The following is a 13,041-nucleotide window of genomic DNA, read 5'->3' as shown; positions in this document are numbered from 1 at the left end:
TCCGCTGATCCGATTGAGGCAAGCGTATCCGCGGGTCCGGCTTGCGGCAACACCACAAGCTCGCCCATAACGTCATGCCTGACGCGCGCGATATGCGATCAGGAGAAGAAATTGTCAGGGCGCAGGGATTGCCAGCAGGTCGGAGATATTGCGGCCGCGAATGTCGTAGACACGCGCGAACACCACGTCGTCGCGCTTGATCTCCACCAGCACCGGCGCGGTGAGGCCCTTGCAGTAGAACTCGCCCAGCGTCATGGCGAAGTCGGCGCCCTTGCTGTCCCAGCCGATGCTGAAATCCTGGCCGAGTGCGACCTGCGCCGGTCGCTGCGGTCCGCACACCGCAACCTTCCACTTGCCGCCCTTGGTGGGTTCTTCGTCGCGTTCGTCCAGCAGTTCCTGCAGCTCGTCCGAGGCCTGCTTGAAGGCCAGCCCCCAGTAATCAAGCATGTAGCGCGCATCCGCGGCGCGCACCGTTCCTGCGATATGGTTGAAGTGGGTGTATTGATACGGATGCAGCCGGATCATCTCGTTCAGCGGCAGCAACAGTCCGAATATGAAAACCGCGACCGCCGCGCTCTGCGCGCCGCGGCCATGATCCTTGAGCCAGTTGTACAGCCAGCCGAATGCTGCGCCGGCCAGCACCGTCATCGGCGGAATGACGAAGATGAAGTGCCGGATGCCGTTGTACAGCGCCGGACGTTTGACCATGGCAATGACGAGCGGCAGCGTGGCGGCGAGCGTCAGCATCAGGAGAATGGTCTTGCGATTCGGCGCAACATTCGGCCGTGACAGCGACATGAAGGTGCCGGCGATGCCCGCCACGCCGAGGCCGATCAGGATTTCCGGCAATTGCAGGGCGAACAGGGTCGGCAGATAGGACCATGGCATGTCCGGAACCGACACCAATGCGCCGTCGAACATTTCCTTCCAGGGCTTCTCGAAGAAATGCGAGAAGTAGGTCAGGGCATGAAACGGATTGGCCGGCTCCATGATCGACCAGGGCCAGATCAGCCCCATGATCAGGTAGCCCAGCAGCAGGCCGGGCAGCAGCACGTAGCAGACATGGGCGAAGCGATGCACGGCCTCGCGCAAGCCTTGCGCGCGGACATCGGCCAGCAGCAATGGAATGAATCCGACCAGCGCATAAACCAGCGCCAGGCCGCCGAGGATGCGCGATCCGATCGACAGGCCAGCGCCGATGCCGATGATCAGCACGGTGTGGGCGGAAGGCTTGGGATAATCCTGCGCCAGCCGCACCAGTCCCAGCATCAGCACCATCATTGCCACCGCGAAGGGCGCATCCTTCGGGTTCATGAACATATGGCCGTAGAACGTCGGACATAGCGCCAGCAGCAGCAAGGTCGCAAGGCCGGCGATCGGGCCGCCGACCCGTCGTCCCACCCGCCAGGTTACGGCAAGACCGATGACTCCGACGATCGCGCCGAGCAAGCGGCGGGTCTCGAACAGTTCGAACGGCACGATCTTGTGCAGCAGCGCCGCCGCCATGTCGAAGCCGCCGCCGTACATGAAGAGATTGGCGAACGACAGCGCGCCGGTGTCCCTGAACCCGGACCCGTACATCTTCAGCAACAGATCGGCGTATTCGGCGTGGGTGTAATCGTCCCAGCCGAGACCGTAATCCTCGAACGTCAGCCCGGCGACAATGATGACGATGCCGAGCGCGACCCATGCAAGATCGTCACAAATCTGCTCGATTGAGCGCCGCTGTGGCGTCTCAACGACTGAAGTCGTTATCGATGACATGATATTGTTTAACCCAGCGACCCCCGTCGGCCTCGCGTTTGCGCTGTAGGCCTTCATCTTCCCCAGGGGCCATATATAGCGCGGTATTGGTTTCAAGTAATTGTCAATTGTGGCGCAATTTCCCTGATGCAGTGCAACATTTGCGGCACGGTAAAGAATTAACAGCCTGTTACGATTCACACCGCAAAATCGCGCGACGTTAAGTCGAATCAATGGGATTCGCTCCCGGTCAGGGAACCGGGACGTGGGGTCGATCAGTCGTTGTCGATTGTCGGTTGCGACAATATGACGTTATCGTGGCATGGGGCGCTGCTGCAGGATGGCGGCAGGGCGGGGAGTGGCGGATGATTGGGCTCTTGGTTGCCGGATTGGTCGTCTTTGTCGTCGGGCTGCTGGCGATCGGATTCGGCTTTCCGGTCAAGGAATTCAGCTTCGGCAACACCCTGATCGTTACCGGCGTGCTGGGGGCTTGCACCGGGTTGGTGCTGTTTGCACTCGCGCTGGTTGTGCGGGAACTCAAAGCCATCTCGCAGGCACTGGCGGCTGCACCGGCCCGTCCTCAGGAAGACCCGGATCCGTTTGCCGCCCAAAGCCCCACACTTGCTGGGGCGTCAGGCGTGACGTCTCCAGCGCCAAGCCCGCCGCCATGGCAAAACGAGGCGGGCGGGCGAGACCGTACACGCCTCCCGGAGCCAGCGCTTGAACCGGAAGCCGCCGCCGCCTCATCTGTTCCAGAACCGGAACCGGCCAAAAAACGCAGAAATCTGCTGTTCAGGTCGTCCAAACGAGATCGGGCTCAGGAGCCGGCCGATGCCGCCCAGCCGGATGACATGGTTCCGGCCAGCGAGGCGCCGGCGCCGGAACCGCAGGTGTCATTCGAGGATGCCTGGCCGGCCGCCGAGCGGACACGCTCCGACCCGTTGCGCCGCACGCCGCGAGCTTCGGATCCAGCAGCGACCGAGGACGTGAGGCCTGCTCCGCCGCCGCTCCGCCGGCCCGCCGAAGCGCCACCGGTCACGGTCCTGAAGTCCGGCGTGGTCGACGGGATGGCCTATTCGCTCTATTCCGACGGCTCGATCGAGGCGCAGATGCCGGAAGGCATGATCCGCTTTGCCTCCATCGACGAGCTCCGCCAGCATCTCGACCAGCGCGGTGCGTAGCAGGCTACTGATCGTTGAATTGCTGTGGCGTCGAAATAAATCCTGCCATCGCCAGCGTTGTTCTTGTCACAGCCACAGCAATCGCCTCATAATCCGCAAGTCAAACGGTGCTGGCTTCCAGATTCGACCGGATTGATCGGCCTGTTGACCTTGCGGATTGCGTCGGATCCAGGCTCTCACGAAAGATCCGAGCCATGAGCGACGCCGCGGGAAAAAACCTCATCGAGCTGACGGCCACGATCGTGTCGGCCTTTGTCGGCAACAATGTCACGCAGGCGTCGGAGCTGCCCGGCCTGATCAGCCAGGTGCATGGCGCGCTGGTACGGGTGGCGTCCGGGCAGGGCGAAGCGGTGGCCGAGCCGGCCAAACCCGCCGTTTCCGTCAAGAAATCGATGACGTCGGACTATCTGGTGTGCCTCGAGGACGGCAAGAAATTCAAGTCGCTGAAGCGGCACCTGCGGACACAGTACAATATGACCCCGGAGCAGTACCGGGAAAAATGGGGGCTGCCGCCGGATTATCCGATGGTCGCACCGAACTATGCGGTGGCCCGCTCGCAACTGGCAAAGAAGATGGGCCTCGGCCAGCAGCGACGGCGGCGGCGATAGGACAGCGGCCTACGCGGCGGCGAGGGTCTCGCGCGCATCACGGCGGATGCGGTCGACCATGGCGCGAAAGCCGTTCGAGCGTTGCGGCGTCAGGTGTTCGCCGAGCCCGAGCTCCTCGAACAGGGCCACCGCGTCGGTCTCGAGAATTGTCTGCGGCGGTTTGTCGGAGTACAGCGCCAGCAGAATGGCGATCAGTCCGCGCACGATATGGGCATCGCTGTCGCCGACATAGTGCAGGATCTGGGCACCTCCGCCGTCGTGCGTCAGAGTTCGTGCCAGCCAGACTTGGCTGGCGCAGCCCTGCACTTTGTTCTCGGCGGAGTGGTCGGCCTCGCTCATGGGTGCCAGCATGCGCCCGAGCTCGATCACGTACCGGTAGCGGTCATCCCACTCATCCAGCAGTGCAAAATTGTCCTTGATCTCGTCGATCGTCATCGCATCCCGCATCTCAGTCGCCCGAGGCTTTATATGAGATCGCGGGGCACCGAAAGCGATAACCGGGGTAGCCGATCCTGAAAAAACAGGCCGTACCGGGCCGTATCGGCGGCCTCGAGGTTCCCTGGAGTCATGACGGCGTGGGCTGGAGTTGGGCTCAGCCTCGCCGCTGGGACGAGGTGTTGGGCGCGCGCCACTCCACCTGCAGGTCCTCGGCCGTCAGCGTATCACCGCTCGCGGCGCGAAGGCTCTCGACCGACCCGACCGATCCGGTGTGATCGGGTGGCCGCTTGTCGGTGATCATGTTGTAGAGCTTTTTGGCGCCCGCCTGTGCCCGATGTCCGATCACGGTGGCTGCCTGGCCGCCGACCGCACAGGCGCCGGGCTGCCGGGTGCAAAATTGAGTCATGTCGGATACCGCGGCGGTCGCCGCAGAGATCGCATCCGCGGCCCCAACCTGCGGAGTCGCAGCCTTGTCCATGTCCTGCGACTTGTCTGTCGGCAGCAGCACGAGCACAAGCCCGAGCCAGAATGCCATGCGAAGCAGAAAAAACATCTCGCCACCCGTCGTACTGTTTCACCCCGTTGCGATTTGATCTCGCAATCTTCCCGAGCAGCAGTAGCAGGCGCCGATAAATCCCCCGTTTGAACGATCCGCTCAAATTGCAGAAAATTTGAATGATTTGGTTTGCCGTAAATTTTCGATTGACCGGCGCGGGACAATTTCCGGAAAAAATAATCGCAATTTGTCGGCATTATGCGCGATGCGCCAAGTGGTCTGCGTTGGCGGCGATCGTCTGGCTGCTTCGAATATGCACTCTTTCGAAACCATATCAGGCGGCAAACGGAAACTTTGCGTTCACCATTCCGCCTGAATACGCCGTTTCCGGGCGCCGAATGGGTGATTGCCACCAGGCCGGGCCGCGGTCACGGGTGGGTTTTAGCGTTCGCTTAAGTTCGCTCTGACACGATCCGGCAACGAAAAATTGGGGGCGTTCTGGCGCGTCTTTATATGACGAGCACGCCAAAGCGCGAGACTAACGTGATTGTTCTGAGCAGAGTTCGCGAACACCTGGATGCCTTGCTGCACCCGTCTGCGCGTTATAACGCAATGACGAGCGCGCGGCATCGTGCGTTTATCGCGCCGCGTCTGCTGGGCAGCCTCGCGGCGCTGGCGTCGCTGCCGATCTATCTGGCGTTTCGCGGCGCGCCTGCCGGAATCGAAGTCGCTGTTTATGCCTGGCTGATCGCGCCGATTCTCGTCGCCTATTACCTTTCGCGCACCGGGCGCTATGAGAGCGCGCATATGCTGTCGTCGGCGGCGCTCGCGACCATGGTCATGGCGGTGTCGATTCACACCGGCGGCATCGCATCTTTCGCGGCGATCTGGCTGGTGGCGGTTCCACTCGAAGCTGGCCTGTCGGCGTCACGCCGCGCGGTTGGGTTTGCGGTGATGCTTGCGCTGGGCTGTGCGGCCGCATTGGTGTTGATGGACGTGCTTCATGTTCTGCCGCCCTCGAAGGTTCAACCGCAGAACAGCATGGCGTTTGAAGCCATCGGCATCGCGTCGGCGACGTTGTTCGCCGCGGTGTTGGCCTTTGGCGCGGAATCACTGGCGCGGACCAGCAGCAAGCTGTTGATGGTCGAAGAAGAGCGCTTCCGGCTGCTTGCACTCAATATGAGCGACGTCATCTCCCGGCATCGGCGCAACGGCGCGGTGCAGTTCATTTCCCCGGCCGCTGAAACGTTGCTGGGCGTGCCGTTGGCGCGATTGGCCGGCCACGGCTTGTTCGATCGTGTCCATGTCGCCGATCGTCCGGCCTATCTGACCGCACTGTCGGAAGCGGCCCGCGGCGGCGAAGCCGCCAGTGTCGAGTTTCGAATCCGCCGCGATGCGCCACGAACCGGCGAACAAAGCGGGGCTGATTTTGTCTGGATCTGGGTTGAAATGCGCTGTCGTCCGCTGGAGCGCTCACGGGCGGACGCGTCCGACCAGGAGGCCGAGGTCGTCGCCGTGATGCGGGACGTCACCGAGCGGAAGCTTCAGGAGCAGGCGCTGCAGGCGGCGCGTATCGAGGCGGAGCGGGCGGATGCCGCCAAGAGCCGTTTCCTCGCCACCATGAGCCACGAGTTGCGGACTCCGCTCAATGCGATCATCGGCTTTTCGGAGATGATCGTCCGCGAAAATGACCTGATGATCACGGCGGAGCGACGCAAGGAATATGCCGGCCTGATCAATGAATCCGGTCAGCATCTGCTTTCGGTGGTCAATGGCATCCTCGACATCTCGAAGATGGAGGCCGGCAACTTCGAAATCCTGCTGCACCCGTTCATGCCGCGCGAAGCCATCCTGAGCTGCTGCAATCTGATGGCGCTGAAAGCGCGGGAGAATGGCCTCGATCTGCGGACCAGGGTGCCGGACGACCTGCCGGAGATCACCGGCGATGTGCGTGCATTCAAGCAGATCATGCTGAACCTGGTGTCGAATGCCATCAAGTTCACAGAGCGTGGCGGTTCGGTGACGGTATCGTCGCGGGTCGAAGGGGCGCGCCTGATACTGTCGGTGGCCGATACCGGCGTCGGTATCGGCAGTGATGATCTCAAGCGCATCGGCGATCCGTTCTTCCAGGCCGGCACGACCTATCAGCGTCGCCATGAGGGCACCGGTCTCGGATTATCGATTGTCAAAAGCCTCGTGGCATTGCACGGTGGCGAGATGAAAGTGGCGAGCCGGATCGACGAGGGCACGACGGTCACCGTTCTGCTGCCGCTGATCGCAACGCCGACTCCGCACAAATCATCCAATGTGACGGCGCTGACACCGGCGCCTCGCACCGACCATCAAGATATCCAGGTGAAGAAGCGTGCCTAAAGCTATTGTAATCGACGATGATGAGCCGCCCCGCCGCCGTGGCCGGTCCAAGCCGGCCGAGGTGGTCGATGTCGACGTCGAGCGCAATCTGGTGATGCGTGTCCTGCTGCACAGTCCGAAGGACACGCTGGCCGGCGGCGTTGCGCTGGCCGCGGTGATTGCGATTGTCGGCAATGCCATGTTCATGCAGGCCGGCCGGCATCCGGCACCGATGTTCAACATGCCGTTTCCGGCGGTTGCGCCGGCATCGATGCCGAAGCCCACGCCGCTGAGCGCGCTGCCCGCTTCGCCGCCCAGTGCATCGGCAAGTTCCTCGTCAAGTCCGTCGCCGATGGTCGCGCCCAGTCAGCCGCCGAGTTCGCTCGCAAGTCCGTTGCCCCGGCCGCGTCCTGTCGAGGCGGAAGCGCGGCCTATGGAGCTCAAGGCCGCGGCGGAACCCGCGACCAGGGCCGTGCCGGCGCATGGCGCGTCCGGTGTGATGCGTCCGCCGGCTTCGATCCCGGCTTCCACGCGCAATGATCCGGTCGGTGACCTGATCGTGTCCACGCGCCGGATCGCATCCGTGCAGCGGGCGCTGACCGATTTCGGTTACGGCCAGTTGAAGCCGACCGGCGTTGCCGGAACCGACACGCAGGCGGCGATCCAGAAGTTCGAGCGCGAGCGCAAACTTCCGGTCACCGGCCAGATCTCGGATCGGGTGGTGCGCGAACTCGGCGTCGTCACCGGCCGGGCGATCGACTAACGCGGTCTATCGCGCCGGATCACACTCCAGAAACGGCTTTGTCCCGCCGGTCGGCTGCTTTATCGTTGCCGCATGCGATTGAAATCCAACATCCAAGTCGCATGCTAGATTTCACCGTATTATATAGCATTTTTTTGTGCTTTGGGTAATCCTACGGTAACTCAACGTGTTTCGGACACATCTTTTTGCCAGTCCGGGTGATGATGTCCGTAGACCTTCGTCAGCATGTCCAGGGACATACCTAGGGCCTTTGCCGACTCCCATGGATCCTTGCGCTGCTGCATCATGTTCGTCGCTCTGGTGTGCCTTAGAATGTGTGGGGTGATGTAGATCGGTAGCTTCGCGTCCCTGCGAGCCCGCTCCCAGCTCTTCTCCGGGCGCCGTATGGGCTTGCCGCGGAACGTAACGATGTAGTCGGCTTTCTTTCCGTCCAGTCGCTTCCAGCGCTTCAGGTGCGCCATCAGGCGCTTGCCCATACGCATCGGTGGAGCCTTCTTATTGGCCGCCTGCCGAGCACCGGGCATCTTCCGCAGCATGATGCCGGTCTTGAAATCCACCATAGACCAGCGCAGGCCGGCTATGACCGATCTCCGCGACCCTGTGTACCATCCGATTATAAAGAACCGCGCCAGATAGGGCGCCTTGCGTGCCTGCCATAGGAACGCGGCGGCCTGCTGCCTGGTCATCCAGTGCGATCGCGGGGCCGGGGCTGGCGGCAGCGTTGCAATCGGAACGACCTTCAGGGGGCCGTGCTCCTTGTGCCAGTGCTTCACTGCGGCGTTCAAGAATGCCAACTCGCGTCTCGCGCAGGTCTTTGCTTTCCGATGCTTCACATAGGCCCGGCAGTTTGCCGCCGTAATGTCCGATACCGGCTTGGCGCCCCACCATGAGGTGAGGTTCCTGATATCGTAGAGGACGTGCTGTTCGCTTAACTTCCCAGCCAAATGCTCATCGGCGTAGGCCGTGAGAACGTCAGAAATGAATGGGCAATCACTGTCCTTGATTACGTGCTGCGACGCGATGTAATCCCCAAGAGCCTTTTGCGCTGCTCCAATCTCTTCAGCGCGGAAGCCTGTGCGGCGTCGCCCGCGTCCGTCGATGATCGTCCATGTCCCGCGCTTTTTATCAAACCAGAGGCGCGGCCCGGCGGATCTACGAGGCATTTGGCTTCCATGTCCTTCAGCTTTTCGATGGTCGTAAAGTATGCCCGACCAATCTTGGAGATCTCAAGCCTGCCGCGGGCATGTTCAGCCCGCAATGTCGCAACCTTGATCCGGCCGCCGAAATAGACACGGCAAGCGTCTTCCAGGCTGATGGGCTGGTCTTCTCTCACACCGTGCCCTCCCTGGGGGCGTTGGCCAGTTCGAGCAAGACGTCGGCGTGGCAAGGTTGGTCGAGAGCACACCAGCAGACCAGCCGCTTGCCACGCAATTCGTCTAGTCGGGCGCGCATTCTGGCGGCGTGTGGGTCGTCGCTTTTCGTGATCCAGTCGCGGTAAAGCTCGACCAGTATCTTCGGGTCACAGCCGCCTCGGTCGCGCTCTGAATATGGGTTTCCCCAATTCGTTGTTCGATCGACGATAGCGGCGTCGGCGGGCTTGCGCCATCCTTTGGAGCGCTTGCGTTGAATGCGGACAGGTGCCATCCCTCTACTCGCCTCAGGCTTGAGTGGTGGGGAGGGGAGCGGTTGCCAGTAGGTGGGCCGAAATGGGTGCTCGGGCGCGATCTCATTCACACTGGTGTAGAATCCCGGCTCGTCTGGATCATCGAACCAATGAACGACCGTTGGCGGGTTCGTCATGTTCGTCACGCGAATGCCAATCGGACGCCGATAGGCTAGGATGTGTGTCCCATCCTTCGGCGCGCTCTCGATCGGCAACCACCCGTGTGATGTCGCGTCATCTACAGCAAGCGCTACGGTGAGTATGCCTCTCGCAACGATCATTGCCGAATTGCCGGGCTCTCCGTTTTTCTTCTGATACATTGGAGCAAAACGCACCAACTGCTTTGCCGCCGCCTCTACGGCTTGCTGTGTGATGGGGGTCATGTCAGCACCAGATCACGTCGAACAATGGGTCCTTGATTTGCGATCGCACCCATTTCCGCATGCGGCTGAAGCGTTCTTCTGGCGTTTCCTTGCGCATCCTTCTGTATGGTCCGCGCTGGCCCCAATAATTGACGCCCTCAACAAACTCGTATTCGCCCGAGAAGCCAAATTCGTCGTTCATGTAAACGATCTCACGAGCGAGGCAGTCAGCGACGTTGAATTTTCCCGCGACGGATTCCGCGTCCTCCGGATCAAGGATCGACATATCAACACCTCGGAGTCGACCAGCCGCCCCGATCGCGCACACAGAGCCGTTCGCGCGCTCTAAATCATCTGCGACCAATTGCTTTATCGGCATCCCGTTCATGGCAATCAGGATGTCTTTGAGCAGAGCCTGCCCACGCTTCCCGCGTGTGGCGCTCGCAACCATGCCGCGATACATAGCAAGCGCGCCGTTCTCGTCATCGTGATCATAGCTATATCCAGATCTGCTCATCCCTGCTTCTCCTCGTTGTGACTGGACGCGAGTTGGCGGATGGCGGCCACGATCTTGTCTGTAACCGCGCGGAACATCATCGCGCCAGTATTTGAATATAGCGCATATGGTTCGGCAAACTGCTCAGCCATCTTCGCTGCCCGTTCATACGCCTCATCGCGCTCTTGCTGGAGGCGGGTGGCGCGGGCGTTCGCGGCTCTCAAATCGCCATCAATTTGGCTGTAAGGAATGTAGTTGCCGAACTGGTCAAAGTCTCCATGATGCTCTTCCCAGAACTCGCTGTATTCAGAAGCAGCGGCTGACGCGCTATCAAATTGCAATTTCCATGAATCGCGGTCGCCCTCCAACTCCTTCACCCTTGCGGTGAGAGCGTCGATGGTGTCGGCGGCTATATCTGCCCGGACATATTTCGTCGGCTCCCCGTCTTCTGGATCTTCGGGCCACACCTTATTTTCACACCACATGCGGCCATAGCCTTGGTGGATTGCATCGTTGTCATTCTGAAGCCAAATGTGCTCAGGGTCACTCAGCCCATCAATGGCGATGGCGTCGCGCGGGGTGGTGGTCATCGCATTTCCTCGTAATCAAGATAGTAGTGCTCGCCGCAAACATTGCAGGAATACGTCTCTCCGCTCATATTGCGTGGATCTATTTCTTTGAGGTTTGGACACGGTTTCCATTGCCCGTCACGGCGCCCGCAATTCGAAGGCCGTTTTGTTTCGTCGCCCTTGCGGTCAGCCATTCCTCACTCCTCCTTGTCTGACTGCGCGAGAGCGGCGACGACAGGCGTCGCGGGGAGGGATGCGATATAGACCGGGATCACCGTGTCATATCCAGCGCAAGCAACGACCAGCGCGACACCATGCGCGTCTTTGAGCGCATAGAGGTCAGACGGGCTGATATAGCCGATGTGCTGTTGCTCCACCCCGGCAGCAAATCTAGCGATTACCCGCGCCTTCATCGCGGGAACGTCTATAGTCTCGCCAGGGATTGTGCTGCCCTTGAACTCGCCATCGCCGCCCGTCGCCAGATCAAAATCTTGCACGGCGCTTTCGTACCCGTCGCGCTCGCCGGTCTCGTAAGCCTCGTCTTCTGCATTACGCTCCACCCCGGCAGTCAGTGCTGTATTGCATGCTGAAATGATGAAGTGAGACCTTGCTATGTCGATTCCAGGCGTCGCGTGGTGGTTCAGTGCCAACATCGCTCCATCAGGCATGACCACATAACAGGGGTCGTGCTCGCCCGGCTCATTGTGAAAGGAAAACAATCTACCGGCCGGCCAAGAGCAATTGGCCGGAGCATGCTCCACCCCGGCAGCAGGCGCGGCGGCGCGGGTGTGCTCTGCCCATTCCACCATGGTATACGCGCGAAGCTTCTTTCCCTCACAGCCGGGCGTAATGCACCGCGCCAAGGCTGGCGGCCCAACTTTCTGTGCAGGCGACTTCTTGCAGAACGGGCATGGCGCCAGCATCTCAGCGCCTGGATTGCTTGGGGTGGTCATGGCTTGCGGTACTCCTGCTTTGTCGCATCCGCCAGCGCACGGCGGCCGGCGGGGGTGTCGTAATTCTTAATGTCTTTGATCAAATGTTCGCGCCAGCCGTCTTTGATCATCTTGCGCTCATAACGCCAGTAACTTGCGGATAGCGTCCCATGAATGCTTCACCGCGAATGCGTTCGCCCTCAGCAATATTTGCTTCGAACTCTTCGCGCGAAATAGGTTCGCCCTTTCCAATAATGGTAAAGTGGCTTCCTTTCTTTCTGGGCTCCTTGACCCAAGCTGAATGCTTCTTGAAATATTGATACTCGGGCTCGCCATACAGCATGGCGTACTCGGCAACGATGGCGTCAAGACTAGCTGCCTTCATCGCGGGCTCCGGGGATGAAGAGTTCATTCGGCGGCCTGTGCAAGTTTTGGTTTGAAATGAGAGATAGCAGCGCGGCCGATGTATTCGGCATAAGCAGGCGGTATAGCCTGGGACATTTCGTGACCCGACATCCAATCAATCCCCATGGCCTCGGGCCCGCAGTAAGTGCCGACATCGCCCGTGATCGTTATGAAACCGCCGTTAGCCCAATGCTCCCTGCGGTTCTCGCCGCGACGGTTCACGCAGACTGTATGTTTCGAGTGCGCTGGCTGCTGAATCGGGAACGAGCACTCGAAATGTCGATGGCGGTAGCTTCGGAGTCCAAACATCGCGCCGCACAACATCAAGTCTTTGCGGATTGGAGCTTCGTGGACGTTCTCAATAACGTAGGGGGCGCCGCCAGCGATCAGCTTTGCGCGGACTGGCTCGATTAGATCTGGGTATCCTGACAGGTCTTCCCGCGTCCGCAGCCGGCAGAATTGCTGGCACGGCGGCGATGCCCAAACCAGAGCGAACCTGGAGAAGCAAATCTGCGTTACATCTGCCTGTATGAAGGCGAACGGATACCGCGGCTGTGGATCGATATCGATGCCAACAACCTGATATCCGGCACGCTGTAAGCCGACAGCAGCGCCACCAGCGCAGCAGAATAGATCTAGCGCTAATGGACGGGTCACTTTGCACCCCTCCCACCACCCACCTCGCCAGCGAGAGAGGCGAGGGCCTTCAATGCGGCGGCGGCCTTTACTTCTTCTGAAGTTGGTTCGCCATTCAATTGCTCGGCTAGAGTTTGGTCAAACTTGCGGACCAAATCGGACCGTTGAAGAACCATTGGCTCAACCCTAGCCGCCAACGCCAGTAACTCGGTGGGGGAGGCGGTCATGGCTTTGCCACCGCACTACGAACTTTGACGTCAACGCGCTGGCACGAATAGCCATGGCGCTTCCACCATCGCCAATCGCCATGTTTCGTATCCGCATCGTTGAGAAATGCGATAATCGATCCTGAGCGATTCATATTAGCGCTTGCCAAAAACGCGGCGCCATTTCCATC

15 protein-coding genes are annotated in these 13,041 nt (G+C 60.6%); 4 read left to right on the top strand and 11 right to left on the bottom strand.

The window, feature by feature from the left end; genetic code table 11:
* Nucleotides 1-114: 114 nt before the first annotated feature.
* Nucleotides 115-1,764, bottom strand: a complete 1,650-nt coding sequence (locus RS897_RS38935) for a glycosyltransferase family 39 protein (RefSeq protein WP_315833967.1) — start codon at nucleotides 1,762-1,764, stop codon at nucleotides 115-117.
* A 296-nt stretch (nucleotides 1,765-2,060) separates the two neighbouring features.
* On the opposite strand from RS897_RS38935, the gene RS897_RS38930 reads away from it, so the two are divergent.
* Together RS897_RS38930 and RS897_RS38925 are read left to right on the top strand one after the other, a co-directional pair.
* Nucleotides 2,061-2,924, top strand: coding sequence for a DUF308 domain-containing protein (locus RS897_RS38930; RefSeq protein WP_315833966.1), 864 nt, complete (start codon nucleotides 2,061-2,063; stop codon nucleotides 2,922-2,924).
* A gap of 194 nt (nucleotides 2,925-3,118) precedes the next feature.
* Nucleotides 3,119-3,532 carry a Ros/MucR family transcriptional regulator gene (locus tag RS897_RS38925; RefSeq protein WP_315833965.1) on the top strand — a complete coding sequence of 138 codons (414 nt, stop codon included), beginning with the start codon at nucleotides 3,119-3,121 and terminating at the stop codon, nucleotides 3,530-3,532.
* Nucleotides 3,533-3,541: 9 nt separating this feature from the next.
* On the opposite strand, the gene RS897_RS38920 is transcribed toward RS897_RS38925, so the two are convergent.
* Entirely contained in the window at nucleotides 3,542-3,967 is a 426-nt protein-coding gene (locus tag RS897_RS38920) for a SufE family protein (RefSeq protein ID WP_315838886.1), read from the bottom strand.
* Nucleotides 3,968-4,124: 157 nt separating this feature from the next.
* The gene (locus RS897_RS38915; RefSeq protein WP_315833964.1) at nucleotides 4,125-4,523 is read right to left on the bottom strand and encodes a DUF5330 domain-containing protein; all 399 of its coding nucleotides are present in this window, start codon (nucleotides 4,521-4,523) and stop codon (nucleotides 4,125-4,127) included.
* 456 nt (nucleotides 4,524-4,979) lie between these two features.
* On the opposite strand from RS897_RS38915, the gene RS897_RS38910 reads away from it, so the two are divergent.
* Both RS897_RS38910 and RS897_RS38905 read left to right on the top strand, forming a co-directional pair.
* On the top strand, nucleotides 4,980-6,839 hold the full coding sequence (locus tag RS897_RS38910) for a PAS domain-containing sensor histidine kinase (protein ID WP_407654385.1): 1,860 nt from the start codon (nucleotides 4,980-4,982) through the stop codon (nucleotides 6,837-6,839).
* Nucleotides 6,832-7,581 carry a peptidoglycan-binding domain-containing protein gene (locus tag RS897_RS38905; RefSeq protein ID WP_315833962.1) on the top strand — a complete coding sequence of 250 codons (750 nt, stop codon included), beginning with the start codon at nucleotides 6,832-6,834 and terminating at the stop codon, nucleotides 7,579-7,581. Before RS897_RS38910 ends, RS897_RS38905 begins: the two co-directional genes overlap by 8 nt.
* A gap of 161 nt (nucleotides 7,582-7,742) precedes the next feature.
* Here the strand turns inward: RS897_RS38905 and RS897_RS38900 are convergent, their stop codons facing one another.
* From RS897_RS38900 to RS897_RS38865, 8 genes are all read right to left on the bottom strand, one after another.
* Nucleotides 7,743-8,744: a tyrosine-type recombinase/integrase gene (locus RS897_RS38900; RefSeq protein WP_315833961.1), complete on the bottom strand. Its 1,002-nt coding sequence runs from the start codon at nucleotides 8,742-8,744 to the stop codon at nucleotides 7,743-7,745.
* Between the two features lie 166 nt (nucleotides 8,745-8,910).
* On the bottom strand, nucleotides 8,911-9,627 hold the full coding sequence (locus RS897_RS38895) for a DUF4326 domain-containing protein (RefSeq protein ID WP_315833960.1): 717 nt from the start codon (nucleotides 9,625-9,627) through the stop codon (nucleotides 8,911-8,913).
* 1 nt (nucleotide 9,628) lies between these two features.
* Entirely contained in the window at nucleotides 9,629-10,123 is a 495-nt protein-coding gene (locus RS897_RS38890) for a hypothetical protein (protein WP_315833959.1), read from the bottom strand.
* Nucleotides 10,120-10,692 (bottom strand): hypothetical protein, encoded by a 573-nt coding sequence (locus RS897_RS38885; RefSeq protein ID WP_315833958.1) that lies wholly within the window; start codon nucleotides 10,690-10,692, stop codon nucleotides 10,120-10,122. The genes RS897_RS38890 and RS897_RS38885 overlap by 4 nt, the downstream gene beginning before the upstream one ends.
* On the bottom strand, nucleotides 10,689-10,865 hold the full coding sequence (locus tag RS897_RS38880) for a hypothetical protein (protein WP_315833957.1): 177 nt from the start codon (nucleotides 10,863-10,865) through the stop codon (nucleotides 10,689-10,691). Before RS897_RS38880 ends, RS897_RS38885 begins: the two co-directional genes overlap by 4 nt.
* A gap of 3 nt (nucleotides 10,866-10,868) precedes the next feature.
* The gene (locus RS897_RS38875; RefSeq protein ID WP_315833956.1) at nucleotides 10,869-11,624 is read right to left on the bottom strand and encodes a hypothetical protein; all 756 of its coding nucleotides are present in this window, start codon (nucleotides 11,622-11,624) and stop codon (nucleotides 10,869-10,871) included.
* A 106-nt stretch (nucleotides 11,625-11,730) separates the two neighbouring features.
* Nucleotides 11,731-11,988, bottom strand: a complete 258-nt coding sequence (locus RS897_RS38870; RefSeq protein WP_315833955.1) for a hypothetical protein — start codon at nucleotides 11,986-11,988, stop codon at nucleotides 11,731-11,733.
* A 23-nt stretch (nucleotides 11,989-12,011) separates the two neighbouring features.
* The gene (locus RS897_RS38865; RefSeq protein WP_315833954.1) at nucleotides 12,012-12,665 is read right to left on the bottom strand and encodes a DNA cytosine methyltransferase; all 654 of its coding nucleotides are present in this window, start codon (nucleotides 12,663-12,665) and stop codon (nucleotides 12,012-12,014) included.
* Between the last annotated feature and the right edge of the window lie 376 nt (nucleotides 12,666-13,041).

The organism is Bradyrhizobium prioriisuperbiae (assembly GCF_032397745.1).
GTDB classification, from domain to species: Bacteria; Pseudomonadota; Alphaproteobacteria; order Rhizobiales; family Xanthobacteraceae; genus Bradyrhizobium_A; species Bradyrhizobium_A prioriisuperbiae.
The sequence above is the reverse complement of the archived record's forward strand: the minus strand, read 5'-3'. Positions and strand labels throughout refer to the sequence as shown.

What these genes read in the sequence shown, in the direction of transcription:
- RS897_RS38935 (WP_315833967.1), bottom strand. Translation starts at nt 1,764, where the DNA reads ATGTCATCGATAACGACTTCAGTCGTTGAGACGCCACAGCGGCGCTCA.
- RS897_RS38925 (WP_315833965.1), top strand. Translation starts at nt 3,119, where the DNA reads ATGAGCGACGCCGCGGGAAAAAACCTCATCGAGCTGACGGCCACGATC.
- RS897_RS38920 (WP_315838886.1), bottom strand. Translation starts at nt 3,967, where the DNA reads ATGACGATCGACGAGATCAAGGACAATTTTGCACTGCTGGATGAGTGG.
- RS897_RS38915 (WP_315833964.1), bottom strand. Translation starts at nt 4,523, where the DNA reads ATGTTTTTTCTGCTTCGCATGGCATTCTGGCTCGGGCTTGTGCTCGTG.
- RS897_RS38910 (WP_407654385.1), top strand. Translation starts at nt 4,980, where the DNA reads ATGACGAGCACGCCAAAGCGCGAGACTAACGTGATTGTTCTGAGCAGA.
- RS897_RS38900 (WP_315833961.1), bottom strand. Translation starts at nt 8,744, where the DNA reads ATGCCTCGTAGATCCGCCGGGCCGCGCCTCTGGTTTGATAAAAAGCGC.
- RS897_RS38895 (WP_315833960.1), bottom strand. Translation starts at nt 9,627, where the DNA reads ATGACCCCCATCACACAGCAAGCCGTAGAGGCGGCGGCAAAGCAGTTG.
- RS897_RS38890 (WP_315833959.1), bottom strand. Translation starts at nt 10,123, where the DNA reads ATGAGCAGATCTGGATATAGCTATGATCACGATGACGAGAACGGCGCG.
- RS897_RS38885 (WP_315833958.1), bottom strand. Translation starts at nt 10,692, where the DNA reads ATGACCACCACCCCGCGCGACGCCATCGCCATTGATGGGCTGAGTGAC.
- RS897_RS38880 (WP_315833957.1), bottom strand. Translation starts at nt 10,865, where the DNA reads ATGGCTGACCGCAAGGGCGACGAAACAAAACGGCCTTCGAATTGCGGG.
- RS897_RS38875 (WP_315833956.1), bottom strand. Translation starts at nt 11,624, where the DNA reads ATGACCACCCCAAGCAATCCAGGCGCTGAGATGCTGGCGCCATGCCCG.
- RS897_RS38870 (WP_315833955.1), bottom strand. Translation starts at nt 11,988, where the DNA reads ATGAAGGCAGCTAGTCTTGACGCCATCGTTGCCGAGTACGCCATGCTG.